This is a genomic window from Frigoribacterium sp. MEB024 (assembly GCF_000878135.1).
Taxonomy (GTDB): domain Bacteria; phylum Actinomycetota; class Actinomycetes; order Actinomycetales; family Microbacteriaceae; genus Frigoribacterium.
Map to the genome: position 1 here is coordinate 13,975 of NZ_JXQZ01000101.1, position 24,099 is coordinate 38,073.

Below are 24,099 nucleotides of genomic sequence, written 5' to 3' on the forward strand. Positions count from 1 at the left end.
ATGTCCTTCAACGACGACGCGCGCCTCGACGGCAGCAAGGTCAAGCGACGCGGTCGCGGTCGCACGGTGGGTGTCGCCGGCGGCGGCATCGGCATCGGCATCGTCGGCCTGATCGCCGTCTTCCTCATCAGTCAGGTCACCGGCGTCGACGTCTCGGGGTTGCTCAGCGGCGGGACGGCCGGCGGAGGCGCCCAGCCGGTCAGCGAGGGCGACCTGTCGTCCGAGTGCACCACCGGCGCGCAGGCCAACGACAGCGTGGACTGCCGCATGGTCGGCGCGGCCGACTCGCTCGACGCGTACTGGGCCGCCGAGGCCCCGGCACTCGGTGTCACCGACTACCGCACCCCCGACTTCTTCCTCTTCAGCGGCTCGACCGACACCGGCTGCGGTGGGGCGACGAGCGCCACGGGCCCGTTCTACTGCCCACCCGACGAGGCCCTCTTCGTCGACACCGACTTCTTCGAGCAGCTCCGGTCGCAGTTCGGCGCCAGCGGCGGCCCCCTCGCGCAGATGTACGTCGTCGGCCACGAGTGGGGCCACCACGTCCAGCAGTTGACCGGCGCCTTCGACCGCGCCGATCGCAGCGGCACGGGCCCGGGCTCCGACACCATCCGGCTCGAGGTCCAGGCCGACTGCTACGCCGGGGCCTGGGTCGGCGCGGCGTCCACCGTGCAGGACGCGAACGGCACCACGTTCCTCGAGCCCGTGACCGACCAGCAGGTCGCCGACGCGCTCGACGCGGCGGCCGCGGTGGGCGACGACCGCATCCAGTCCGCCGGCGGCGGCCAGGTCGATCCCGACACCTGGACGCACGGCTCGGCCGAGCAGCGCCAGAAGTGGTTCGAGACCGGGCGCAGCCAGGGCGCGACGGCCTGCGACACGTTCTCGGTGCCGACCGACCAGCTCTGACGACGAGGCCGACCCGCGCCTCCTGACGGTCGACGCCGCCACCGCGGCACGGTGCGTCCAGGCAACTCGAAGCGCACCTTCCGGGCGACGGCGGCCCGGAGGGCGCACACTTCACTCACCCTCGCGACGGCACAGGCGCCACCGCGACGACAGCAGTGGAGGCACGTCATGGCACGACCGGGCAAGGCCATCGAGTTCGACGGGTACGGGGACGTCTCGCAGCTGCACTTCGTCGAGCAGCCGTTGCCGACACCGTCCGACGACGAGGTCGTCGTCGAGGTGATCTGCGCGGGCCTCAACCACATCGAGAACTTTATCCGCCAGGGAGACTTCGTCGACCGGCTGCCCCTCGACTTCCCGGCCCGTGAGGGCTCGTGCTTCGCGGGCATCGTGAAGAAGCGCGGCGCCGCGGTGCGCAACTTCTCGGTCGGTGCCGAGGTGATCGGCCACGCGGTCGGGGGCGGCGCGCACGCCACCTACATCGCCGTGCCGGCGAGCGCCGTCGTGCCCAAGCCGCAGCACGTCCCGTGGGAGGTCGCCGGAGGGCTCTACCTGGCGGGAGCCACCGCGTACGACACCGTCCGCAGCCTGCACCTCGGGCCGGACGACGTCGTCGTGATCACGGCCGCGGCGGGTGGCGTGGGCCACATCGAGTGCCAGCTCGCCCTGCAGCTCGGCGCCAAGGTGATCGGCACCTGCAGCCCGGGCAACCACGACTACCTGCGCTCGATCGGCGTCGTACCCGTCGACTACGGCGAGGGCCTGCGCGAGCGCATCGACAAGGCCGCGGGCACCGACCGCCACGTGACGGCGTTCATCGACAACTTCGGCGGGGACAACCCGGCCCTCAGCGCCGACCTCGGCGTGCTGCCGGCGCGGTTCAGCTCGAGCGAGGACCGCCTCGAGCGCGAGATCCGCTTCATCGGCGCCGAGCGCGACGACACCGAACCCGCGATGATCCTCTCGGCCCTCGCGAAGCTCATCGCCGAGAACAAACTGCGCGTGCTCGTCTCGGGCTTCTACCCGTTCGACTACATCGCCCAGGCGTTCGAGGACCTCGCCGAGCAGCACTCGCGCGGCAAGGTCGTCGTGGGCATGCAGCCGGTCGAGACCGGTGCACGCTCGCACTGGTACCTGTCGGGCAAGGCGCGGGCGGTCGCCGAGTCGCTCGGCTGATCCGCACCGACAGAGCGCAGGAGGCGCGGGTCGGCAGACCCCACGGGCGTCAGCGGGGCAGCCGCAACAACGCCCCCGGAGCCCTGACCGTCGCCGCCGCCACGTCCATGGCCCCCTCGAGGGCAGCCGGCCAGTCGACCGAGCCGGGTTCGCGCCGCTCGGCGAGCAGCGAGGCCACGATCGACGCGAAGGTCGCGTCGCCCGCGCCCATCGTGTCGACGACCTCACCCTCGGCCGACGAGATGCCCCGCGTGAGGGCAGTGACGTCCGTCGCGTCCGCCGACGCTCCGAGCGCCAGGCTCGCCCCGGCCGAGCCGCGGGTCGCGAGCACTCCCCCGGTGCCCGCCGCGAGCAGCGCCTCCTGCCAGTCGTCGAGCGAGCGCCCGGCGACGAGTTCGGCGTCGTCGTCACCGATCTTCACGAGCAGGGCCGAGGCCGCGACCCGCTCGAAGCCGACGGCGAAGTCGGCGATCTGGGCCGCCCCACCGGGCAGGAACCCCGGCCGCGGGTTCGGGTCGACCACCAGCCGCACGGGGTCGGTGCCGACCACGCGCAGCAACCGCTCGGTCAGCGGGGCGTCGTCGAACGGGTACGAGCTGACGGCGACCACGGGGGCGGCGTCGAGCACGGCGAGCTGCTCGGGCGAGAAGTCGAGACCGCGGGCGACGGCGGCGTCGGTGAAGACGTAGCTCGGCTCGCCGTCGACCCGGAGCGAGACCGCCCGGCCGGTCCCGAGGGGGTTGATCGTCGCGACGAGCTCGACGCCGTGCTCGGCGAGGAAGGCGCGGATCGACTCGCCGTCGGCGTCGTCGCCGATCGAGGCGAGCAGCGTCGTGGGGACGCCGAGGCGGCTGAGCCCCACGGCGACGTTGAGGCCGGCCCCGCCGACGTGGTCGGTCGAGCCGTCGTCGGTGCGGAGTTCGTCGATGAGGGCGTCGCCGAGAACGGCGACCCGACCGTCGGTGGTGTCCATGGGGGTGCCTTTCGTCAGCGTGCCGGCAGCCACCCTATTCCGGCACGCGGTCGGGTCGCACTCCCCCGCTACGCTGGCCGACGTGACCGATTACGCACTGGCCGTCGACGTGGGCGGAACGAAGGTCGAGGCGGCGCTGGTCGCCTCCGACGGAACCCTGCTCGACGGCAGTCGCGACCGACGCCCCACCGGCGCCGGGTCGACGTCGGACGAACTCGCCGAGGCGGTCCGCGCGGTCGTCGCGCACGCCCTCGACGCCCTGCCCGACGGTGACGCCCTCGTCGGGGCGGGCATCGGCAGCGCCGGACCGGTCGACCTCGTGCACGGCACGGTGTCGCCGATCAACCTGCACGCCTGGCGCGGCTACCCGCTGCGCGAGCAGGTCGCGGCCCTCGCGGCCTCGACCCTGCCCGACGCCGCCCCCGTCACCCTGCGGCTCGACGGCGTCAGCCTCGCCCTCGCCGAGCACTGGGTCGGTGCCACCCAGGGCGCCGACAACGCCCTGGCCATCACCGTCTCGACCGGCGTCGGCGGCGGCCTCATCGTCAACGGCCGCCTGCTCTCGGGCGGCACGGGCAACGCCGGCCACATCGGCCAGATCCAGATCGCCGACCGCCCCGCGGGCGAGAACGCCTGGGCCGCCACCCTCGAGGTCATCGCCTCGGGCCCGAACGTCGTCGCCTGGGCCCGTGAGCAGGGCTGGCAGGGCGAGCGCGGCGAAGACCTGGCGGCCGGTTACGTCGCGGGCGACGAGATCGCCGTCGCGGCCGTCCGCCGTTCGGCCAACGCCGTCGGCGAGGCCGTCTCGTCGGTCACCACGCTGCTCGACCTCGACGTCGTCGCGATCGGCGGCGGGTTCTCGCGCGTCAGCGACGACTACCTCGACCTGGTCCGGGCCACGGTCCAGGAGGCGCCGGTCAACGAGTACGCCCGTCGCGTCCGCGTCGTCCGCTCGGGCCTGAGCGACGAGAGCCCCCTGGTCGGGGCCGCAGCGCTCGTGTGGCGGGCCGAGCTGCTCGGCTGAGCCGCGCCTCCTGCGGTCGGTGACCCGCGCCTCCCGGGGTCGGTCGCTTCTCTGGGAACGGTCGTCGGCGGCCCGGCCTAGGCTGGGTTGCATCCCACAACGTCGTCGGAGTCCGTCGCGCCCTCGGGGCGCGCACCACCACCGCACCACCACTCGCAGAGAGGTCATCTCATGCCCACCACCGTCCCCGTCATGCTCACGCCGTCCGCCGGCGCACCCTTCGAGCACTCCACCGTCGAACTGCGCGACGTCGGCCCGAACGACGTCCAGATCGACATCGCGTTCGCCGGCATCTGCCACAGCGACATCCACCAGGCCCGCGAAGAATGGGGCAAGGCGATCTTCCCGATGGTGCCCGGCCACGAGATCGCCGGCATCGTCACCGAGGTCGGCTCCGAGGTCACCAAGCACCAGGTCGGCGACCGCGTCGGCATCGGCTGCTTCGTCGACAGCTGCCGTGAGTGCGAGAACTGCCTCGCGGGCGAGCAGCAGTTCTGCGTCAAGGGCAACGTCGCGACCTACAACGGCCGCCAGTACTCGGGCGAGCCCACCTACGGCGGCTACGCCAAGCAGATCGTCGCCGACGAGAACTACGTGCTGTCGATCCCCGAGGGCATCGCACTCGACGAGGCCGCGCCGCTGCTCTGCGCCGGCATCACGACCTACTCGCCCCTCAAGCACTGGGGTGCCGGCCCCGGCAAGAAGGTCGCCGTCGTCGGCATGGGCGGGCTCGGCCACATGGCCGTCAAGATCGCGCACGCCATGGGCGCCGAGGTCACCGTCATCAGCCAGACGCTGTCCAAGCAGGAGGACGGCCTGAAGCTCGGCGCCGACCACTACTACGCCTCGAGCGACCCCGAGACCTTCGGAAAGCTCAAGAACTCGTTCGACCTGATCATCAACACGATCTCGGCCGACATGGACATCGACGCCTACGCCCGCACCCTGCGCCTCAACGGCACCATGGTCTTCGTCGGCCTGCCCGAGAACCCGCAGTCCTTCCGCGCCGGGTCGCTGATCGGCGGCCGTCGCAGCCTCGCCGGCTCGAACATCGGCGGCATCCCCGAGACGCAAGAAATGCTGGACTTCTGCGCCGAGCACCACATCGGCGCCGAGATCGAGACGATCGGCGCCGACGAGGTCGACGAGGCCTACGAGCGCGTCGTCGCCAGCAAGGTCCGCTACCGCTTCGTGATCGACACCGCGACCATCTAGCACCCGCCGCAGGCACGAAGGCCCCCTCCCGTCACGGGAGGGGGCCTTCGTCGATGCCGAGGGCGGACGGGTACGACCACGGGCGACCCCGGGGACGGCGGGCGACCACGGCAGCCCCCCTCCGACGAACTCGCCCGTCGGGGGTCGGCACCAGCAGACGTCCGCCGGCTCCGCTACCCGGCGGGGGTGTTGAACCGACGAAGCCAACCGGCGAACTCGGCGAGCTCGTCGTCGGACCAGCCCTCGACGTGGTTGCGGAACACGGCGCGGTTCTCGTGCCGCACCTCGAGCATGCGGCTCTCGGCGCGTTCGGTGCTGCGCAGGGTCATGACACGACCGTCGGCCGCGTCGGGCACCACGTCGACGAACCCGGCCTCGCGGAGCAGCGTTACCTGCCTGCTGACCGCGCTCTTGTCCATCGCCATCGCCTTGACGATGTCGCCGGCGCTGCACGGCTGGTGCTTCATCACGTACCGCAGCACGTAGAAGGCCGTGGGGGGCACGTCCGGGTCGAAGCGCGACGCCGCCGCGGCGATCGTGCGTTTGGCCTCGACCATCATCGAGCCGATCTCGTCGACCACGCCGGCCATGAGGCCCTCGCGGCCGTCGTCGTCAGGACCCGGGAGGCGCGGTGCGGCCTGGTCGGGAGCCTCGGCCCCCGCAGGGCGCGGCACGTCGAGCACCGCGCCCTCGGGCTGGCCGTCAACGGTCGGCTGCGACATCTTTCTCCTCGACCAGGGACGAGAACACCGGGCTCTCGGCCAGTTCGTCGGCGGGCACCGGGTGACCCGCCACCTCGGCGGCGCCCGTCGCGATGATCGTGTCGATGGTACCGGTGGCGGTCGACGTGTGGCTGTGGTGACGGCGCTGCGCCTCGGCGACGCCGTCCCCTCCGTCGACGGGTGAGACGGGCGCGGGCGAACCCGACAGGCCCGAGGTCGGGTCGGACGCCGTGACGGGCGTGGAGGCCGTCGCCGGGGCGCTCGACACCGCGGGGGCCAGGCCGGCCGTGGCCGCGACTCCCTTGGCGGCCGGGGACGCGGCGTTCGCGTCGACCGGGGCCGCGCCTCCGTCGCTGTCGTCCGAGGCCGTGGCCGCCGACGAGTCGGCCGCCGGGCCGTCCGTCTTCGCCGCCGCACGCTGGAGACCGGTCTTGGTGCCGAGCTCGACGTTCGGGAGCAGGCAGACGAACACGATGGTGATGATCGCCAGCGGAGCCGCGATGAGGAACACGTCGGCGACGCCCTGACCGTAGGCCGATTCGATGATCGTCCGGATCGGGCCGGGCACGGTGCTGAGGTCGGGGATGCTCGTCGAGCCGCCGCTGCCGAGCGCGCTGGGGTCGACCCCGGCGTCGGTGAGGCCGTCGGTGATGTAGCCCGACACCTTGGTGCCGAGCACGGCACCCATGACCGAGACGCCGATGGTGCCGCCGAGGCTGCGGAAGAACGCGACGCTCGACGAGGCCGCCCCGACGACGCTGACGTCGACCGAGTTCTGCACGACCAGCACCAGGTTCTGCATCACCATGCCGATGCCGAGACCCATCATCGCCATGAAGACCGAGACGACGAAGAAGTTCGTGTCGTACTCGATGGTCGACATGAGGAAGAGTCCGGCGGCGAGCAGGATCGAGCCGACGATCATGTAGGGCTTCCACTTGCCGTACTTCGAGATGAGCGCACCGGCGACCATCGACGAGATCAGCAGGCCGAGCACCATCGGCAGGGTCAGGATGCCGGCCATGGTCGGCGACTGGCCGCGGGCGAGCTGCATGTACTGGCCGAGGAAGACGCTGGTGCCGAACATGGCGACGCCGACGCTGAGCGAGGCGACCACCGCGAAGGTGAAGGTGCGGTTCTTGAAGAGCGTCAGCGGGATGATCGGCTCCTTCGAGCGGAACTCCACGACCACGGCGAGCACGAGCAGGGCGGCGGCGCCGAGGCCCATGACCCAGCTGGTGACCGAGTTCCACTCGAACTGCTTGCCGCCGAGCGACACCCAGATGAGCAGCAGCGAGACGCCACCGGCGATCAGGCCGGCGCCCCAGTAGTCGATGACGACCTTCTTCTTGGGCTTGGCGGGCAGGTGCAGCGTCTTCTGGATGACGACGAGGGCCGCGATGCCCACGGGCACGCCGACGAAGAAGTTCCAGCGCCAGCCGATGCTGTCGGTCAGCACGCCGCCGAGCAGCGGGCCACCGATGGTGCCGACGCTCATGACGGCACCGAGGTAGCCCATGTACCGGCCGCGCTCGCGCGGGCTGATGATGTCGCTCATGACGACCTGCACCAGGGCGGTCAGGCCGCCGGCACCGAGACCCTGGAAGACGCGGAAGGTGATCAACGTCGCGGTGTTCTGCGAGAAGCCGGCCGCGACCGACGCGAGCACGAACAGCACGAGAGCCACCTGCAGCAGCACCTTGCGGTTCGTCAGGTCGCTGAACTTGCCCCACAGCGGGGTGCTGACCGTGGTGGCCAGCAGGGTGGCCGTGATGACCCAGGTGTACGAGGTCTGGCTGCCGTTGAGGTCGCTGACGATGCGCGGAAGCGAGGTCGACACGACGGTCGACGAGAGGATCGCCACGAGCATGCCCATCAGCAGGCCCGACAGGGCCGTGAGGACTTCGCGGTGGCTCATGCCGGGCGCTTCGCCCGGTTCGTGCGGAGCCGCGGGCTTGGTGCCCGCGGCGGTCGTGGTCTGCGACAAGGTGCGCTCCGGTGGTTCGAGATGGTGAGGGACCGATCGCCGTTGGCCGTGTCCGTTGGTTGCAGAACGTCAACCATACGCTTTCGTTGACGATCCGCAACCATTTCGCTGCAGTTGCTGCAGTTTTTTCTCTTTACGGGCGACCTCCCGGTCGCGGGAACGCAGGAGGCGCGGTGCGAGCACTGCTCGCACCGCGCCTCCTCGGGGCCTCCGGGGTCAGCGGACCTCTTCGGGCCTCTTCTGTCGGAACATCTCGGCGGGCTCGTGATCGCCGTTCCAGACCTGGGTGATGCCCCAGACGACGGCCATGAGCGGCACGGCGATGACGGCACCCACGACGCCGCCGAGGATCGTGCCGGCGGTCAGCGCGACCAGGATGACCAGGCCGTGCAGCTGCAGCGTGCGGCCCATGAGCACCGGCTGCAGCAGGTTGCCCTCGAGCTGGTTCACGACGACGACGACGGCCACGACGGCCAGGGCCGTGCCCGGCCCGTTGGCGACGAGTGCCACGAGGGCGGCGAGGATGCCCGCGGCGGTGGCACCGACCAGCGGGATGAACGCGGTCAGGAACACGACGACGGCCAACGGCAGCGCCAGGGGCACGCCGAGGGCGAAGAGGCCGATGCCGATGCCGACGGCGTCGACCGCGGCGACCGTCGCCGTCCCGCGCACGTAACCACCGAGGGTGGAGACCGTCTTGTCACCGATGCGACGGGCACGGGCGTAGTGCTCACCCCGGAACGGGCGCAGCAGGAACTCCCAGATCGCGGGGCCGTCCTTGAGGAAGAAGAACAGGACCACGATCATCAGCACGAGACCCGTCGCGAAGCTGCCGACCGCCGAGGCGCCGGCCAGGGCGCCCGAGCCGAACTGCGAGCTCGTGACGAAGTCGACGGCCGCGTTGCGGGCGTCCTCGATCTGCTGGTCGCTGATCGAGAAGGGCAGGGTCGTGATCCAGTCCTGAAGCTTGTTGAAGCCCGAGGTGGCCGAGTCGACCAGCGAGCTCGCCTGGTTCTCGACCGCCCAGACGATCAGCCAGGCGACGAGGCCGAGGATGATCAGCACGGCGAACAGGGCGATCAGCGTGGCCAGCACCGAAGGCACCTTGTGACGTCGCAGGAACGCCACGACGGGCAGCATGGCCGAGGCGAAGATGAGCGCGAGCAGCACCGGAAGGGTGACGAGGCTGAGGCTCAAGAACACGTAGATGACGCCGATCGCCACGATCAGCACGGCGATGATCTGCACGGCGCGCGTCGCGAGGGTGCCGAAGGCGTCGGCCCAGAGGGAGTGCCGGACGGCGGCGTCCTCTCGGGCGATCTCGGATTCTTGGCTGCGGAAGAGTCCCACGGTGTCGTCCTCGTTTCTGGTGGTGCGGGCGTCGAGATGGTGCCGGGCGAGGCGCGGTCGAGTGCGGCCGGGTGCCGGTGGGCTGGCAGAAGCGTCGGAGGTGATCGCCCCGACTAGGACAGCAAACCCCGCCACGACGATATCGGGCCGATCGACGCCCGCGGCTCGACGCGCGCCTAGCGTGGAGGGCATGCCGACCACCGTCCTCGTCGTGTCCGACACCCACGTCCCGCAGAAGGCGAAGGCCGTGCCGGGGGTCGTGTGGGCCGCGGTCGAGCGCGCCGACGTCGTCGTGCACGCGGGCGACTGGACCGGCGCACCGACGCTCGACGAGTTCGAGGCCCGTGCGCGCCTCCTGGTCGGGGTGTGGGGCAACAACGACGGCGACGCGTTGCGCGCCCGCCTGCCCGAGGTCGCCCGCACGACGATCGAGGGCGTACGCCTCGCCGTGGTGCACGAGACCGGAGCCAAGGAGGGGCGCGAGGCCCGCATGGACCGCGCCTTCCCCGAGACCGACCTGCTGTTGTTCGGGCACAGCCACATCCCGTGGGACACGACGACGCCCGCGGGCCTGCGCCTGCTGAACCCGGGGTCACCCACGGACCGTCGGCGCCAGCCGCACGCCACCTACCTCACGCTGACCCTCGACGCGGGCGAGGTGCGCGACGTGGTGCTGCACGAGCTGCCCGTCGCCGCGCGGGACCGCACGGGGGTGCTTCCGCACCCCCGCATGACGACCTAGCCGGCGGGCGTCTCGGCGGGGGCCGACTCGGTCGGGGTCGGCGACGGGCTGGCCGTGCCCGACTCGGTGTAGCTGTTGCCGGCCGCGGTGACGACGAAGCTGCGGAACTCCTGCACCGTGAACGGACGGCTGCCGTCGTACTTCTGGCCGTTGACCAGGACCGTCGGGGTGCCCGTCAGGGCGTCGAGGTCGCTGTTCGGCAGGGGCCCGTCGATGGCCCGCTGCGTCGACGCCGTCACCCACGAGCCGAACTCGTCGTCGTCGATGCACCTCGTGATGTCGCTCGCCTTCGTCACCCCGTCGACGCCGGTCGCGATGTCGGCGAGTTGCGAGTCGTCGAGGCCGCGGGTGCCCTCTTCGGGTTGCTGCTCGAACATGGCGGTGTTGAAGTCGAAGAACGAGTTCGGCGAGTAGTTCGCCACGCAGGCCGCCGCGTTGGCCGCCCGGTTGCTGTACTTCGTGCCGAGGGACTGGTTCGTGAGGATGGCGACCGGGTGGTACTCGACCGTCGCCGCCCCCGACTCGACGAGACCGCTGATGTAGTCGTTGTTGGCCTGCTCGAACTCGCCGCAGATGGGGCAGAGGTAGTCGAGGTAGACCACGATGTCGACCGTGTCGCTCGACGCCGTGGACGCGGACGCCGTGGGCTCGTCGTCGGGGCCCAGGGCCCCCGTCTGCACGGCCTCGAAGCCCTGACCGATCTTGATGCCGTCGCTGGCCATGTTGGCGGGACCGGGCCCGGCCGGGCGGATGCTGTTCGTGATGACCAGGACGACGCCGACGACGATGGCGATCACCACGAGGGCGAGGCCGCCCTGCAGCGCCCACTTGCCCGCGCGCTGGCGCCGCTTCTGCTTCTGGCGGGCGAGCTGGGCCTTCTGGCGGGCCGCCGCGCGCCGCTGGTTCTTGGTCAACGACGAGTCGTCGGGATTCAGGTCAGTCATGGGGCTCCGGTGCGCGACGGCCTCGCATGGTCGCGTCGAGCGGGTGGTGGGGACGGTCGCCACGAGTCGTGGCCACGAAACATGGTACGAGGCGAGCCTGGCAGAAGTCCGCCAGGCGCGGGCGAGAGAGGGTGGAGAAGAGGCGCTCCCGTGGCGATCCGAGAGATTTTCATGGCATGCTGATCGGTGGTGGTCACCGCAGACCTCTGAGGTTGATCACCGTCCATTCACAACGGATCGTCCGGCACGTACCTGCCGGTGAAGGAGAAGATCATGGCGTCAGTCACGTTCAGCAAGGCAACTCGTCTCTACCCCGGCAGCACCCGCGCCGCGGTCGACGGCATCGACCTCGAGGTCGCCGACGGCGAGTTCCTCGTCCTCGTCGGCCCCTCCGGCTGCGGCAAGTCGACCACCCTGCGCATGCTCGCGGGCCTCGAAGAGGTCAACTCGGGTGACATCTACATCGGCGACCGCAACGTCACCGACGTCCCGCCGAAGGACCGTGACATCGCGATGGTCTTCCAGAACTACGCGCTCTACCCGCACATGACGGTCGCCGAGAACATGGGCTTCGCCCTGAAGATCGCCGGCGTCGGCAAAGAAGAGCGCGCCACCCGCGTCCTCGAGGCCGCCAAGCTGCTCGACCTCGAGCCCTACCTCTCGCGCAAGCCCAAGGCCCTCTCGGGTGGTCAGCGTCAGCGCGTCGCCATGGGCCGCGCGATCGTCCGTCAGCCCCAGGTGTTCCTCATGGACGAGCCGCTGTCGAACCTCGACGCCAAGCTGCGCGTGCAGACCCGCACCCAGATCGCGTCGCTGCAGCGCCGCCTGGGCGTCACCACGGTCTACGTCACGCACGACCAGACCGAGGCCCTCACCATGGGTGACCGCATCGCGGTGCTCAAGGACGGCGTCCTGCAGCAGGTCGGCACGCCGCGCGACCTGTACGAGAAGCCGCAGAACGTCTTCGTCGCCGGCTTCATCGGTTCGCCCGCCATGAACCTGCTGCCCGCCGACGTCGTCGACGGTGGCATCCAGTTCGGCACGGCCGTCACCGCGGTCGACCGCGACACCGTCGGCCAGGCCAACGGCAAGAGCGTCACCGTGGGCGTCCGCCCCGAGGACGTCGTGGTCAACACGACCGGCGAGGGCCTCGCGGTCACCGTCGACGTCGTCGAAGAGCTCGGCGCCGACGGCTACCTCTACGGTCACACCGAGGTCGACGGCAACCGCGTCGACGTCGTCGTCCGCGTCGACGGTCGCAACCACCCGAAGCTCGGCGAGACGATCTACGTCACCCCGCAGGCGCACCACGTGCACGTCTTCGACACCGAGAGCGGCGAGCGTCTCGGCGACAAGGCCGTCGTCAGCGCCTAGCACCCCGTCGGGTCGGCCCGTCGAGTCCGGTCGGAGCATTCCTCCGATCGACCCGGCGGGCCGTCCCGCGTTCCGGCCCCGCGCCTCCTGACCTCCCCCGCCGCCTCGCCTCAGGCGGCGCTCCCCCGCACGAGAGGCCCTCATGCCCGACTCCCTGAACATCACCTCGGCCACGGCCGACCCGGCGCTTCTCGACCTGCCCTGGTCCCTGCCGCTCGACGAATGGCCCGACGAGGCCATCGCGACCCTGCCCAAGGGCATCTCGCGGCACCTGGTGCGCTTCGCGCACCTCAGCGGCTTCGTCATCGCGATCAAGGAGACGTCGGGCGAGATGGCTCGCGGCGAGTACGAGATGCTGCGCACGCTGCAGCGCATGGACATCCCGTGCGTCGATCCGCTCGCCGTCATCACCAACCGCCAGGACGCCGACGGGTCGCCGCTCAACCCGGTGCTCGTGACGCGGCACCTCAAGTTCTCGCTGCCGTACCGGGCGCTGTACTCGCAGACGTTGCGACCCGACACGGCCCGTCGCCTCGTCGACGCGCTGGCCCTGCTGCTAGTCCGGCTGCACATCATCGGCTTCTACTGGGGCGACGTGTCGCTGTCGAACACGCTGTTCCGCCGTGATGCCGGCGCGTTCGCCGCGTACCTCGTCGACGCCGAGACCGGCAAGCTCTACCCGGGCGGCCTCTCGAACGGCCAGCGCGAGAACGACCTCGAGGTCGCCCGCGTCAACATCGCCGGCGAGCTGCTCGACCTCGAGGCCGGCGGGCGCCTCGACGACAACCTCGACCCGGTCGACGTCAGCAACGGCATCGTCGCCGCGTACCGCAGCCTCTGGACCGAGCTGACCGGTGCCGAGACCTTCGACAGCTCCGAACGCTGGCGCATCAACGACCGCGTCGAGCGCCTGAACGACCTGGGCTTCGACATCGAAGAACTGGCGATCAAGACGGCCGAGGGCGGCAGCCAGGTCAAGATCCAGCCCAAGGTCGTCGACGCGGGGCACCACTCCCGCCGCCTGCTGCGACTCACCGGCCTCGACGTGGAGGAGAACCAGGCCCGTCGCCTGCTGAACGACCTCGACGCCTACCGCATGCGCACCGACCAGTCGGACTCGGACGAAGAGATGATCGCCCACGAGTGGGCCTCGCGCGTCTTCGAACCCGTCGTGCGGTCGATCCCCCGTGACCTGCGCGGACGGCTCGAACCGGCCGAGGTGTTCCACCAGCTGCTCGAGCACCGCTGGTACCAGTCGCAGGCCGAGAACCGCGACGTGCCCATCGCCGAGGCCCTCACCTCGTACATCAACGACGTGTTGCGACACCGTCGCGACGAGCAGATGGTGATCGAGCCGGCGACCGAGTCGATCACGCTGCCCGAGGCCGCCCAGCTCGAGGCCGACGCCGACGAGGACTGGCGCAGCAAGGTCTGAGGACGCAGGAGGCGCGGGCCGGCACCCAGCCGACCCGCGCCTCGTCGAGACCCCGCGTCTCGCGGGTGCCCGCCTACTTCTTCTTGCGCTCGGCGCGCAGCTTCGAGATCTCGTACAGCGTGACCGAGGCCGCGATGCCGGCGTTCAGCGACTCGACGGCACCGGTGATCGGCACCGACACGATCGCGTCGCAGGTCTCGGCGACGATGCGCGACAGGCCTTTGCCCTCGCTGCCGACGACGACCACGATCGGGCGATCGGCGAGCTCGAGGCCGGGCAGCATGACGTCGCCGTCACCGTCGAGGCCCACGACGAACACGCCCTGCTCTTTGAACGACTTGAGGGTCTGCGTCAGGTTCGACGCCATCGCGACGGGGATGCGCGCGGCCGCACCGGCCGAGGTCTTCCAGGCCGATGCCGTCAGGCCGACCGAACGACGCTGCGGGACGATGACGCCCTGCCCGCCGAACGCGGCGACCGATCGGATGATCGCCCCGAGGTTGCGCGGGTCGGTGATGCCGTCGAGTGCGACGAAGAGCGGCTTCTGCTGACGCTTGACCGCGGCCTCGAGCATGTCGACGGGGTGTGCGTACTCGTACGGCGGCACCTTGAGCGCGACGCCCTGGTGCACGGAGTCGTGCCCGGTGATGCGGTCGAGCTCGGGGCGCATGACCTCGAGGATCGGCAGGCCGCGACGGGTGGCGAGCTGCAGGATCTCTTTCGTGCGCTCGTCCATCTCGATGCGGGCGGCGATGTAGAGGGTCGTCGCCGGGATGCGCGTCCGGAGGGCCTCGACGACCGAGTTGCGACCGGTGACCATCTCGTGGTCGTCGGCCGACTTCGGGCGACGTCGGGGTGCATCGGGCCCGCCGCGACCGGCGATGGGCGACCCGGCACGGGGGCCGGCTCCGCCACGACCGCGCGCCGCCTCGAGCCGGTCGCGCGCCGCCTTGGCCTTGCCCGCGGGGTGGTACGGGCGGTCCTCGGCCGCCGGAGTGGGCTTCTTGCCCTCGAGCGCCTGGCGCCCCTGTCCGCCGCTGCCGACCTGCTTGCCCTTGCTGCCCTGACGCACGGCACTGCTGCCGGGACGGCCCTTGCGTGCTCCGCTGGTGTTCTTCACTGTTCGAGGCTCCAATGCGACCCGCTGGGGGTGTCTTCGATGGTGATGCCGGCGCCCGTCAGGACGCCTCTGATCTCGTCGGCCCGCGAGAAGTCGCGATCGGCCCGGGCTTGCTGGCGTTCGGCCAAGAGTACGTCGACGAGCGCGCCGAGCGCACGGTGCGCGTCGACCTCGTCACCGGCACGCCACTCGGGCGCGGTCGGGTCGATGCCGAGCACGGCCACCATGGCGGCCACGTGCTGCCAGGAGCGCGCGGCGGTGTCGAGGTCGCCGTCGTCGAGGGCCACGTTGCCTGCCCGCACCGTGTCGTGCAGCACGGCCACGGCCTGGGGGACGTTGAGGTCGTCGTCCATCGCCTCGCCGAACTCGTCGGGCACGACGCGGGCACCGACCCCGGCGAAGCGCGTGTCGGCGAGACGGCGCTGAGCCCGCTCGAGGAACGTCTCGACGCGGTCGAGGGCTGCCTCGGCCTCGAGCAGGGCGCCCTCGTGGTAGTCGATGGTCGACCGGTAGTGCGCGACGCTGAAGAAGTAGCGCACGACCACGGGCCGGGCCTGCGCCAGGAAGTCGGCGGCGAAGATCGAGTTGCCGAGGGACTTCGACATCTTCTGGCCCTCGACGGCGACGAGGCCGTTGTGCATCCAGTACGAGGCGAAGCCCATGCCGGCCGCGGTCGACTGCGCCAGCTCGTTCTCGTGGTGAGGGAACCGGAGGTCGAGCCCGCCGCCGTGGATGTCGAACGCCTCGCCGAGGTAGCGGGCAGACATCGCCGAGCACTCGATGTGCCAGCCGGGTCTTCCCTCGCCCCAGGGCGAGGCCCACGAGGCGGACTCGGGCTCGTCGGCCTTGTGGCCTTTCCACAGCGCGAAGTCGCGGGAGTCGCGCTTGCCCCGCGGGTCGGCGTCGGCCGCGGGTGCCATGTCGTCGATCGACTGGTTGGTCAGGGCACCGTAGGTCGGCCAGGCGGCGGTGTCGAAGTAGACGTCGCCCGAGCCGTCGGGGGCGACGTAGGCGTGCCCCTTCTCGAGCAGCGTCGTGATGATCTGCTGCATCTCGCTGACGCTGGCGGTCGCCCGGGGCTCGTAGGTCGGCGGCAGGATGCCGAGCGCCTGGTAGCCGGCGGTGAACTCGAGTTCGTAGCGGTAGGCGCGCGCCCACCACTCTTCGGTCGTGTCGGCGGCCAACGCGAGGATCTTGTCGTCGATGTCGGTGACGTTGCGCACGAGGGTGACGTCGAGGCCACGGTAGGTGAACCAGCGCCGCCAGAGGTCGTAGACCAGAGCCGAGCGCAGGTGCCCGATGTGGGGCGACGACTGGACGGTGGGTCCGCAGACGTACAGCCCCACCTGGCCGGGCACGAGCGGGACGAAGTCGACGAGCGTCTGCTGACGGGAGTCGTAGAGCCTGATGGTCACGTGATCAGCCTATTTGACGCGGCTTCTGCCGTGTCGCCGGTGGATGACCCCTCGCGCGTGACGAGCGCCGTCGCGATCACGGCCACGCCCTCGCCGCGGCCGGTGAAGCCGAGCCCGTCGGTCGTCGTGGCCGACACGCTGACCGGGGCACCCACCACGCGGGTCAGCCCGTCCTGCATCTCGACGCGACGGGACGACAGCCGGGGGCGGTTGCCGATCACCTGGACGGCGACGTTGACCGGTGCGGCCCCCGCCGCCGCGAGCAGCTCGAGGGTGGCCGTGAGGAAGACGTCGCCGGACGCCCCGGCGAACCGGGGGTCGTCGGTGCCGAAGCTCGACCCGATGTCGCCGAGACCCGCGGCCGAGAGCAGGGCGTCGACGATGGCGTGGGCGACCGCGTCGCCGTCGCTGTGGCCCGCGAGGCCCGCCTCGCCCGGGAAGTGCAGCAGCCCGAGGTGCATCGGCTGGGCCGCGTCGAACGCGTGGACGTCGGTGCCGACCCCGGTCAGGAGGCGCGGGCCGGGTCGACCGGGCGTCTCGCGCCCCGGCCCGCTCGCGTCGCTCTCGGCGACGATCGTCTCGGCCCGACGGAGGTCCCACGGGGTGGTGATCTTGAAGGCCACCGGGTCGCCCGCCACGATGCGGACGCGGTGGCCGGCGGCGGCGAAGAGCGCCGCGTCGTCCGTGTGCTCGACGGACGCCGCCGCGTAGGCGTCGTCTAGGGCGCCTCGGGGGAAACCCTGCGGCGTCTGCATGGCGACGAGTTCGCTGCGGTCGACGGTGTCGACGACGAAGGCGGCGTCACCGTCGACGCGTTTGATCGTGTCGGTGACCGGCAGGCCCGGCACGACGCCGTCGCCGGTCGCCTCGACGGTCGTGGCGACCAGGTCGAACTGGGCGGTGGGGGTGAACGGCCGGGCGCAGTCGTGGACCAGCACCGTCTCGACGTCGGGTCCCAGGGCCGTCAGACCGGCCGCGACGGACTGCTGTCGCGTGACACCGCCCACGACGACGGAGGCGTAGCCGCGGGCCGGGCCGGCGACGGCGTCGACGAGGGCGCGGGACTCGGCGACGAGAGCCTCGGGCACGACGACGACGACCTGCGTCGGGACGACCGACGCGAAGACGGCGTCGAGAGAGCGTTCGAGGATGCTGCGTCCGGCCACCTCGACGAAGGCCTTGGGCCTGCCGAGGGCGAGGCGCGTGCCACTGCCGGCCGCAACGACGACGACCGCCCGACCGACTCCGGACGGGGTGTGGACCCCACCGTCGTCGACCGAGCGGTCGTCGGGAGTGCTAGGACGCAAGGACCTCGTCGAGGACGCTCGACGCCTTCTCTTCGTCGGTCTTCTCGGCGAGCGCGAGCTCGCTGATCAGGATCTGACGAGCCTTGGCGAGCATGCGCTTCTCGCCGGCCGAGAGGCCACGGTCCTGATCGCGACGCCAGAGGTCGCGGACGACCTCGGACACCTTGATGACGTCACCGCTGGCGAGCTTCTCGAGGTTCGCCTTGTAGCGGCGCGACCAGTTGGTCGGCTCTTCGGTGAAGGGGGCGCGGAGCACGTCGAAGACGCGGTCCAGACCTTCTTTGCCGATGACGTCTCGCACGCCGACCAGGTCGACGTTGTCTGCGGGTACTTCGATGGTCAGATCACCCTGGGTGACGCGAAGCTTGAGGTACAGCTTCTCTTCGCCCTTGATGATCCGCTTCTTGACTTCTGAAATTGTCGCTGCCCCGTGATGCGGGTATACGACGGTCTCGCCGACCTCGAACTGCATGAATCAGGCTCCATTCTGCGACACCCAGGATACCATAAGCAGTCGTTGGTAAGGCTGCCCTAAGGAACCGACCCCCGCGGGCGCGGATAAGCTGGACCACGTACGTTTGTCGTGACGCTGATCCTGGAGGACACCTGTGCGAGCCCCAACCCTGAAGTCGCGCGGCTTGACGACGCGGCTCGTCTCGGCCGCCGCCGTCGGTGCCGTGGTCGTCCTGACCGCCGCCGGGTGCAACTTCATCAGCCCGCAGGCCACCACCAAGCAGTACGACGCGAGCGACGGCACGAGCGTCAACGTCGGCGACATCCAGGTGCGCAACGCGATCGCCCTCACCGCCAGCGAGGGCGACGGCGGCACCGCCAGCCTCAGCATGGTCGTGCTCAACACGAGCGACGAGGCCGCCGAGGTCTCGTTCGAGTACCCCACGACCTCGGGCAAGAAGACCCAGACCGTCGAGGTCGACGGCTCGTCGCAGGTCTCGCTGGGCACCGAGCCCGGCCAGGACCAGTTCCTCATGGAGTCCCTCGACTCCGACCCGGGTGCCCTCGTGACGATCTTCGTCCAGTACGGCACCGAGACCGGCAAGTCGTTCGTCGTGCCCGTGCTCACCGGTGCACTGGGCGAGTACGCCACCCTGCTGCCGTCGCCCACACCGTCCCGCGACGCCGCGCCGTCGTCGACACCCCTGCCCGAGGCGACCGAGCAAGCGCCGTCCTCGTCGCCGACGCCGTAGCGTCCCTCCCCCGTCAGCCGAGAGGCCCGGCCCGCCGTGTGCGGTGCCGGGCCTCTCGCGTCCGACGCGCACCGCGCCTCCTGGGCTCTCGACGTGGTCGGAGCGGGCCGTCGGCCCGTGCCCCGGGGTCAGGCCTCGATGCGGTAGCCGAGGCCGCGCACGGTGACGAGCGCCTTCGGCTCGGACGGTACGGCCTCGATCTTCGAGCGGATGCGCTTGATGTGCACGTCGAGGGTCTTCGTGTCGCCGAAGTAGTCCGACCCCCAGACCCGGTCGATCAACTGACCACGCGTGAGCACGCGCCCGGCGTTGCGCATGAGCAGTTCGAGCAGCTCGAACTCCTTGAGGGGCATGGCGACGTCGTCGCCGCGGACCGTCACGACGTGACGCTCGACGTCCATGCGGATGTCGCCTGCCTCGAGCATCGAGTCGGACAGGTCGTCGGGGTCGACGCGGCGGCGCAGCACGGCCCGGATGCGGGCGAGCAGCTCTCGGGTCGAGTACGGCTTCGTGACGTAGTCGTCGGCACCCAGCTCGAGGCCGACCACGATGTCCACCTCGCTGTCCTTGGCGGTGAGCATGACGATCGGCACCTGGGACTTGGTGCGGATCACGCGGCAGACCTCGGTGCCCGGGATGCCGGGGAGCATGAGGTCGAGCAGCACGAGGTCTGCTCCGGTCTTGTCGAACGCGGTGACGGCGGCGGGGCCGTCCTCGGCGACGCTCACCTGGTAGCCCTCGCGTTGCAGGATGTAGGCGAGGGGCTCGCTGAGGGACTCTTCGTCCTCGACGATCAAGATGTGGGTCATCGGGTCTCCATGGTCATCGTGTCTCCTGGTGCTCTGGTGCCGAGGCGGCCGTGGTGGGGATCGAGCGGGTGACGGGGTCGACGTCCGCGGCCGGGAGGCGCAGGGTGAAGGTCGAGCCCTTGCCGACCTGCGACCAGACCCGCACGTCGCCGCCGTGGTTCTGCACCACGTGCTTGACGATGGCGAGCCCGAGACCCGTGCCGCCGGTCCGTCGAGACCGGGCCGGGTCGACCCGGTAGAACCGCTCGAAGACCCGGTCGAGCTCGTCGTCGGGGATGCCGTAGCCCTGGTCGGTCACGGAGACCTCGACGACCCCGCCCGTGTCGACCGTGGCCCCGATGCCGACCCGCGACCCGTCGGGCGAGTAGTTGATGGCGTTCGCGACGAGGTTGTCGACGGCCGTGACGAGCATCGCCTGGTCGCCGATCACGTGCGCGTGCTTGCCGCCCCGGACGACGAGGTCGATGCCCCGCGCCTCGGCACCCACGCGGTTGCGGTCGACGGCGGTGTCGACCACGGTGCGGACGTCGACCGAGTCGCTGGTCTCGAGGGCGTCGGTCGCCTGAAGGCGCGACAACTCGATGATGTCCTGGGTGAGGCGACCGAGCCGGCCGGCCTCACGAGTCAGGCGGGCCGCGAAGTGACGCACCTGCTCGGGATCGGCCGACGCGGACTCGAGCGCCTCGGCGAGCAGGCCGACGGCGCCGATGGGCGTCTTGAGTTCGTGGCTGATGTTGGCGACGAAGTCACGGCGCATGTCGTCGAGCCGACGCCCCTCGGTGCGGTCCTCGGCGAGCACCAGCACGAATCGCCCACCGAGTGCCGCGGCCCGCACGTGCACGGCGATGGTGGCCTCGCTGCCGGGCAGGCGCGGCAGCGTGAGTTCTTCGACCACGGGGTCGCCGTGCCGTCGCACCGCGTCGACGATCGTCTCGACCTCGGGGTGGACGAGGTGCTGCTGGGCCGAGACCAGTCCGAGCTGGCGCGCCGCGGCCGAGGCCTTGAGCACGTTGCCCGACGGGTCGACCACGAGGCCCGCCGACTCGAGCGCGTCGAGCACGGCGTCGATGCCGTCGGGCAGGGCGACGTCGACGAGTGCCGCGGCGCGAACGGCTCGTCGGTGGGCCGAGACGACGACCACCACGATCGCGGCGCCGACGACGACCCCGAAGGCCAGCGACAACGGCACCAGCCAGGCGGATTCCATGTCGTTCACAGTAGTGACCCCCCGGTGGGTGCATGAACGGGAGGTCGTCCCATCCGCTGTACTTTGGTCAGAGTTCAGGCGGTGATCACCGGTCGTTAACCTTCACCGGAGAGCATCGTCGGGACTGTGCGGGCGACTCTGCCCCCACGTCACGAGCCGAGCGTGCGTCCCGCACGTCGCTCACAGCCACCGTGCTCCCAGGGCCACCGAGCCCCCACGACGAGAGGGTCGAACACGACATGCGCGAGGTATTCCAGCAGGAACTCCTGGAGGTGCAGGAGCGTCTCGTCGAGATCGCCGGCCTCGTCGCCGTCTCGATCGCGAACGCGACCACGGCCTTCAACGAGTCGAACGTCTCGTTGGCCGAGCAGGTCATCGCCGACGACGACAAGATCGACGAGCGCGCCATCGCCCTCGACGAACTGGCCATCGACATCCTGGCCCGCCAGAACCCGGTCGCCCGCGACCTCCGCATCGTGGTCAGTGCGCTGCGCATCAGCGCCTCGCTCGAGCGCATGGGCGACATGGCCGAGCACATCGCCCAGCTCGCCCGCTACCGGTTCCCCGAGAAGGTCGTGCCGAAGTCGTTGCGCCCGACCTTCAAAGAGCTGGGCGAGCTCGACGTCGCCATCGCGAACAAGCTCACCGAGCTGCTCACGACCGAGGACGTCCGCCTGGCCGAAGAGATCCGCAACGACGACGACCGCATCGACGAGCTGCACCTCAGCGTCTTCGACAAGGTGCTCGGCGAGACCTGGAAGGGCGCGGCCGTCGACACGGTCGACTCGACCCTCGCGTCGCGCTACCACGAGCGCTTCGCCGACCACGCGGTCTCGATCGCCAAGAAGGTCCAGTACCTCGCGACCGGCGACTGGGTCGCACCCGAGGTCTGATCGACTGCCGACCTGCAGGAGGCGCGGTGTCCGTTCGACGGGCACCGCGCCTCCTGCGTTCGGTTGGCCCTGCGCCGTCCGCGAGGATGGAGGCATGGCTTCAGTCGCGATCCTCGTCAACGGTCTGCCCGGATCGGGCAAGACCACCCTCTCGGCCACGCTCGCGGGGGTGCTCGGGTGCCCGCTGCTCGCGAAGGACCCGATCACGGAGGCGCTGGTCGACCTGGCGGGCCCCATGATCGCCCCCGAGGCCCTCGGCGGCATCGCGATGGACACCGTCTGGGCGATGGCGGGCGAGGTCGAGGCGGGCGTGGTTGTCGACGCGTCGTGGCAGCGGGAGCGCGACCTCGAGTCCGCCCGGGCCGGCGTCGAGCGCGCCGGGTCGCCGCGCACCGTCGAGGTGTGGTGCGACGTCGACCCCGAGGTGGCCCTGCAGCGCGTGGTCGACCGGCTCGCGGCCGGCGGCCGTCACCCGGCGCACGGCACCGTCGAATCGGCCCGTGCCGCCTGGCCGACCCGGGTGGCCGGTGCCGAGCCCCTCGGGCTGTGGCCGGTCATCCGCGTCGACACGAGTGCGCCCGTCGACATGGACGACCTGGTCGTGCAGATCAGCGCCCGGTTCGTCTGACGACCGCCCCGAACCCTGGGGTGCCGGGGCGCCGGACGCCGAAGCGCCCCACGCCCCCGAGAACGGGGCGCGGGGCGCGGGACCTTCGGAAGGCGCTATTTCTTGCCCTGGTTCGCGACCGCGGCGGCACCGGCGGCGGCGGCCTCGGGGTCGAGGTAGCGAGCCGGGCCGGTCGGTACGAAGTCGTCGTCGAGCTCGTAGACGAGCGGGATGCCCGTGGGGATGTTCAGCTCGGCGATCTCGTCGTCGCTGATGCCGTCGAGGTGCTTGACCAGCGCACGCAGCGAGTTGCCGTGGGCGACGACGAGGGTGACGTCGCCGGCGGCCAGGCTCTCGGTGATGTCGCTGTGCCAGTAGGGCAGCATGCGCTCGATGACGAGGGCGAGCGACTCGGTGCGCGGGGCGTCGATGCCGAGTTCGGCGTAGCGCTTGTCGTGCGCCTGCGAGAACTCGCTGTCGTCGTCGAGCGGGGGCGGCGGCACGTCGAACGAGCGACGCCAGGTCTGGAACTGCTCGGGGCCGTACTGCTCGAGCGTCTGCGCCTTGTCCTTGCCCTGGAGCGCCCCGTAGTGGCGCTCGTTGAGACGCCACGAGCGCTTCACGTCGATCCAGAGGCGGTCGGCCTCTTCGAGGGCGATGTCGGCGGTCTGGATCGCCCGGGTCAGGCGCGACGTGTAGAGGATGTCGGGCAGCAGGTCGGCCTCGCGCAGCAGCTCGCCGGCACGCTTGGCCTCTCGGCGCCCCTGCTCGGTGAGCCGCACGTCGACCCATCCGGTGAAGAGGTTCTTCGCGTTCCATTCGCTGTTGCCGTGACGCAGGAGGATGAGGGTCGAAGTCATGCCGCCAGCGTATCGCGACGGCCCGATGGCAGACTTGGCGCATGCCCATCGGTTCCGTCACGCGCGGCACGACCGGCACCAACCGCCTGCGTCGCGTCGATCGCTGGATCGCCGCGCACCCGTCGTTCCGGCGGGCGGACGACCCGCTCGTCGTCGACCTGGGGTACGGGGCGAGCGCGACGACTCCCCTCGAACTGCACCAGCGCCTCCTGAAGGTGCGCGACGACGTCGAGGTCGTGGGCATCGAGATCGAGCCCGAGCGCGTCCGACTCGCCGGCCTGTCGGCGCGGCCCGGTGTGAGCTTCCGGCGGGGCGGCTTCGAGGTGCCGCTCGACGGCGACCGGCGGCCCGCCGTGATCCGCGCGTTCAACGTGCTGCGGCAGTACGACGAGTCTCAGGTCGCCGATGCCTGGGCGCTCATGACGGCTCGGCTGCAGCCCGGTGGCGTCCTCGTCGAGGGCACCTGCAACGAGGTGGGGCGCGTGGCGAGCTGGATCGACGTGACGCCCGCGGGGCCCACGACCTTCACGATCTCGCTGCGGCTCGCCGGGCTCGAGCTGCCCTCGATCGTGGCCGAACGGCTGCCCAAGGCGTTGATCCACCGCAACGTCCGGGGCGAGCGCGTCCACGACCTGCTCGTCGACCTCGACCGGCAGTGGGCGGTGGCGGCACCGCTCTCGGTCTACGGGCCGGTGCAGCGGTGGCTCGCGACGGTGCAGGGGCTGCGCGACGCGGGCTGGCCGGTGCAGGGCGGACGGTCGCGGTGGCGGCTCGGCGAGCTCTCGCTGCCCTGGGCCGCGGTCGCGCCACGGGACTGACCCTGGG

23 protein-coding genes are annotated in these 24,099 nt (G+C 70.9%); 11 read left to right on the forward strand and 12 right to left on the reverse strand.

Going from position 1 to position 24,099, the window contains the following annotated elements; genetic code table 11:
* Positions 1 to 909, forward strand: a complete 909-nt coding sequence (locus SZ60_RS14715) for a neutral zinc metallopeptidase (RefSeq protein ID WP_043597195.1) — start codon at positions 1 to 3, stop codon at positions 907 to 909.
* A gap of 168 nt (positions 910 to 1,077) precedes the next feature.
* Positions 1,078 to 2,085, forward strand: coding sequence for an NADP-dependent oxidoreductase (locus SZ60_RS14720; RefSeq protein ID WP_043597198.1), 1,008 nt, complete (start codon positions 1,078 to 1,080; stop codon positions 2,083 to 2,085).
* Positions 2,086 to 2,134: 49 nt separating this feature from the next.
* On the opposite strand, the gene SZ60_RS14725 is transcribed toward SZ60_RS14720, so the two are convergent.
* Positions 2,135 to 3,058 (reverse strand): PfkB family carbohydrate kinase, encoded by a 924-nt coding sequence (locus tag SZ60_RS14725; protein WP_043597199.1) that lies wholly within the window; start codon positions 3,056 to 3,058, stop codon positions 2,135 to 2,137.
* A gap of 82 nt (positions 3,059 to 3,140) precedes the next feature.
* Between SZ60_RS14725 and SZ60_RS14730 the strand changes: the two genes are divergently transcribed.
* Positions 3,141 to 4,082: an ROK family protein gene (locus SZ60_RS14730; protein WP_043597201.1), complete on the forward strand. Its 942-nt coding sequence runs from the start codon at positions 3,141 to 3,143 to the stop codon at positions 4,080 to 4,082.
* Positions 4,083 to 4,253: 171 nt separating this feature from the next.
* The gene (locus SZ60_RS14735; protein WP_043597203.1) at positions 4,254 to 5,297 is read left to right on the forward strand and encodes an NAD(P)-dependent alcohol dehydrogenase; all 1,044 of its coding nucleotides are present in this window, start codon (positions 4,254 to 4,256) and stop codon (positions 5,295 to 5,297) included.
* 173 nt (positions 5,298 to 5,470) lie between these two features.
* Here the strand turns inward: SZ60_RS14735 and SZ60_RS14740 are convergent, their stop codons facing one another.
* From SZ60_RS14740 to SZ60_RS14750, 3 genes are all read right to left on the reverse strand, one after another.
* Positions 5,471 to 6,019 (reverse strand): MarR family winged helix-turn-helix transcriptional regulator, encoded by a 549-nt coding sequence (locus SZ60_RS14740; protein ID WP_052505442.1) that lies wholly within the window; start codon positions 6,017 to 6,019, stop codon positions 5,471 to 5,473.
* The gene (locus tag SZ60_RS14745; RefSeq protein ID WP_082060204.1) at positions 6,000 to 7,937 is read right to left on the reverse strand and encodes an MDR family MFS transporter; all 1,938 of its coding nucleotides are present in this window, start codon (positions 7,935 to 7,937) and stop codon (positions 6,000 to 6,002) included. The genes SZ60_RS14740 and SZ60_RS14745 overlap by 20 nt, the downstream gene beginning before the upstream one ends.
* 285 nt (positions 7,938 to 8,222) lie before the next feature.
* The gene (locus SZ60_RS14750) at positions 8,223 to 9,356 is read right to left on the reverse strand and encodes an AI-2E family transporter (protein WP_043597204.1); all 1,134 of its coding nucleotides are present in this window, start codon (positions 9,354 to 9,356) and stop codon (positions 8,223 to 8,225) included.
* Between the two features lie 190 nt (positions 9,357 to 9,546).
* On the opposite strand from SZ60_RS14750, the gene SZ60_RS14755 reads away from it, so the two are divergent.
* Positions 9,547 to 10,098 (forward strand): metallophosphoesterase, encoded by a 552-nt coding sequence (locus SZ60_RS14755; protein WP_043597316.1) that lies wholly within the window; start codon positions 9,547 to 9,549, stop codon positions 10,096 to 10,098.
* On the opposite strand, the gene SZ60_RS14760 is transcribed toward SZ60_RS14755, so the two are convergent.
* Positions 10,095 to 11,042: a thioredoxin domain-containing protein gene (locus SZ60_RS14760; RefSeq protein ID WP_043597205.1), complete on the reverse strand. Its 948-nt coding sequence runs from the start codon at positions 11,040 to 11,042 to the stop codon at positions 10,095 to 10,097. The genes SZ60_RS14755 and SZ60_RS14760 overlap by 4 nt on opposite strands.
* 273 nt (positions 11,043 to 11,315) lie before the next feature.
* Here SZ60_RS14760 and SZ60_RS14765 point away from each other — a divergent pair, with 273 nt between their 5' ends.
* A complete protein-coding gene (locus tag SZ60_RS14765; RefSeq protein WP_043597318.1) occupies positions 11,316 to 12,416 on the forward strand; it encodes an ABC transporter ATP-binding protein in 1,101 nt (366 codons plus the stop codon).
* A 142-nt stretch (positions 12,417 to 12,558) separates the two neighbouring features.
* Positions 12,559 to 13,851 (forward strand): DUF4032 domain-containing protein, encoded by a 1,293-nt coding sequence (locus SZ60_RS14770; RefSeq protein WP_043597207.1) that lies wholly within the window; start codon positions 12,559 to 12,561, stop codon positions 13,849 to 13,851.
* Between the two features lie 73 nt (positions 13,852 to 13,924).
* On the opposite strand, the gene rlmB is transcribed toward SZ60_RS14770, so the two are convergent.
* From rlmB to SZ60_RS14790, 4 genes are read right to left on the reverse strand one after another with little or no spacing between them, the layout of a single operon-like run.
* Positions 13,925 to 14,971 (reverse strand): 23S rRNA (guanosine(2251)-2'-O)-methyltransferase RlmB, encoded by a 1,047-nt coding sequence (rlmB, locus tag SZ60_RS14775; RefSeq protein WP_043597208.1) that lies wholly within the window; start codon positions 14,969 to 14,971, stop codon positions 13,925 to 13,927.
* Positions 14,968 to 16,386, reverse strand: a complete 1,419-nt coding sequence (gene cysS / locus SZ60_RS14780) for a cysteine--tRNA ligase (protein ID WP_043597209.1) — start codon at positions 16,384 to 16,386, stop codon at positions 14,968 to 14,970. The genes rlmB and cysS overlap by 4 nt, the downstream gene beginning before the upstream one ends.
* Positions 16,383 to 17,693 carry a 2-C-methyl-D-erythritol 4-phosphate cytidylyltransferase gene (ispD, locus tag SZ60_RS14785; RefSeq protein WP_052505443.1) on the reverse strand — a complete coding sequence of 437 codons (1,311 nt, stop codon included), beginning with the start codon at positions 17,691 to 17,693 and terminating at the stop codon, positions 16,383 to 16,385. Before ispD ends, cysS begins: the two co-directional genes overlap by 4 nt.
* Complete coding sequence (locus SZ60_RS14790) at positions 17,683 to 18,165, reverse strand: CarD family transcriptional regulator (protein WP_043597211.1); 483 nt, start codon at positions 18,163 to 18,165, stop codon at positions 17,683 to 17,685. Before SZ60_RS14790 ends, ispD begins: the two co-directional genes overlap by 11 nt.
* A gap of 136 nt (positions 18,166 to 18,301) precedes the next feature.
* Between SZ60_RS14790 and SZ60_RS14795 the strand changes: the two genes are divergently transcribed.
* Positions 18,302 to 18,898 (forward strand): hypothetical protein, encoded by a 597-nt coding sequence (locus SZ60_RS14795; RefSeq protein WP_192118921.1) that lies wholly within the window; start codon positions 18,302 to 18,304, stop codon positions 18,896 to 18,898.
* A gap of 128 nt (positions 18,899 to 19,026) precedes the next feature.
* Here SZ60_RS14795 and SZ60_RS14800 read toward each other — a convergent pair whose 3' ends face one another.
* Positions 19,027 to 19,707 (reverse strand): response regulator transcription factor, encoded by a 681-nt coding sequence (locus SZ60_RS14800; protein WP_043597216.1) that lies wholly within the window; start codon positions 19,705 to 19,707, stop codon positions 19,027 to 19,029.
* Between the two features lie 13 nt (positions 19,708 to 19,720).
* A complete protein-coding gene (locus SZ60_RS14805; RefSeq protein ID WP_043597218.1) occupies positions 19,721 to 20,914 on the reverse strand; it encodes a cell wall metabolism sensor histidine kinase WalK in 1,194 nt (397 codons plus the stop codon).
* Between the two features lie 239 nt (positions 20,915 to 21,153).
* Between SZ60_RS14805 and phoU the strand changes: the two genes are divergently transcribed.
* Both phoU and SZ60_RS14815 read left to right on the forward strand, forming a co-directional pair.
* Positions 21,154 to 21,807 carry a phosphate signaling complex protein PhoU gene (phoU, locus tag SZ60_RS14810; RefSeq protein WP_043597221.1) on the forward strand — a complete coding sequence of 218 codons (654 nt, stop codon included), beginning with the start codon at positions 21,154 to 21,156 and terminating at the stop codon, positions 21,805 to 21,807.
* Positions 21,808 to 21,901: 94 nt separating this feature from the next.
* Positions 21,902 to 22,435, forward strand: coding sequence for an AAA family ATPase (locus SZ60_RS14815; RefSeq protein ID WP_052505444.1), 534 nt, complete (start codon positions 21,902 to 21,904; stop codon positions 22,433 to 22,435).
* A gap of 95 nt (positions 22,436 to 22,530) precedes the next feature.
* Here the strand turns inward: SZ60_RS14815 and SZ60_RS14820 are convergent, their stop codons facing one another.
* Positions 22,531 to 23,274 (reverse strand): phosphoglyceromutase, encoded by a 744-nt coding sequence (locus SZ60_RS14820; RefSeq protein WP_043597224.1) that lies wholly within the window; start codon positions 23,272 to 23,274, stop codon positions 22,531 to 22,533.
* A gap of 41 nt (positions 23,275 to 23,315) precedes the next feature.
* On the opposite strand from SZ60_RS14820, the gene SZ60_RS14825 reads away from it, so the two are divergent.
* Positions 23,316 to 24,092, forward strand: a complete 777-nt coding sequence (locus SZ60_RS14825) for a methylase (protein WP_043597225.1) — start codon at positions 23,316 to 23,318, stop codon at positions 24,090 to 24,092.
* Positions 24,093 to 24,099: the final 7 nt, after the last annotated feature.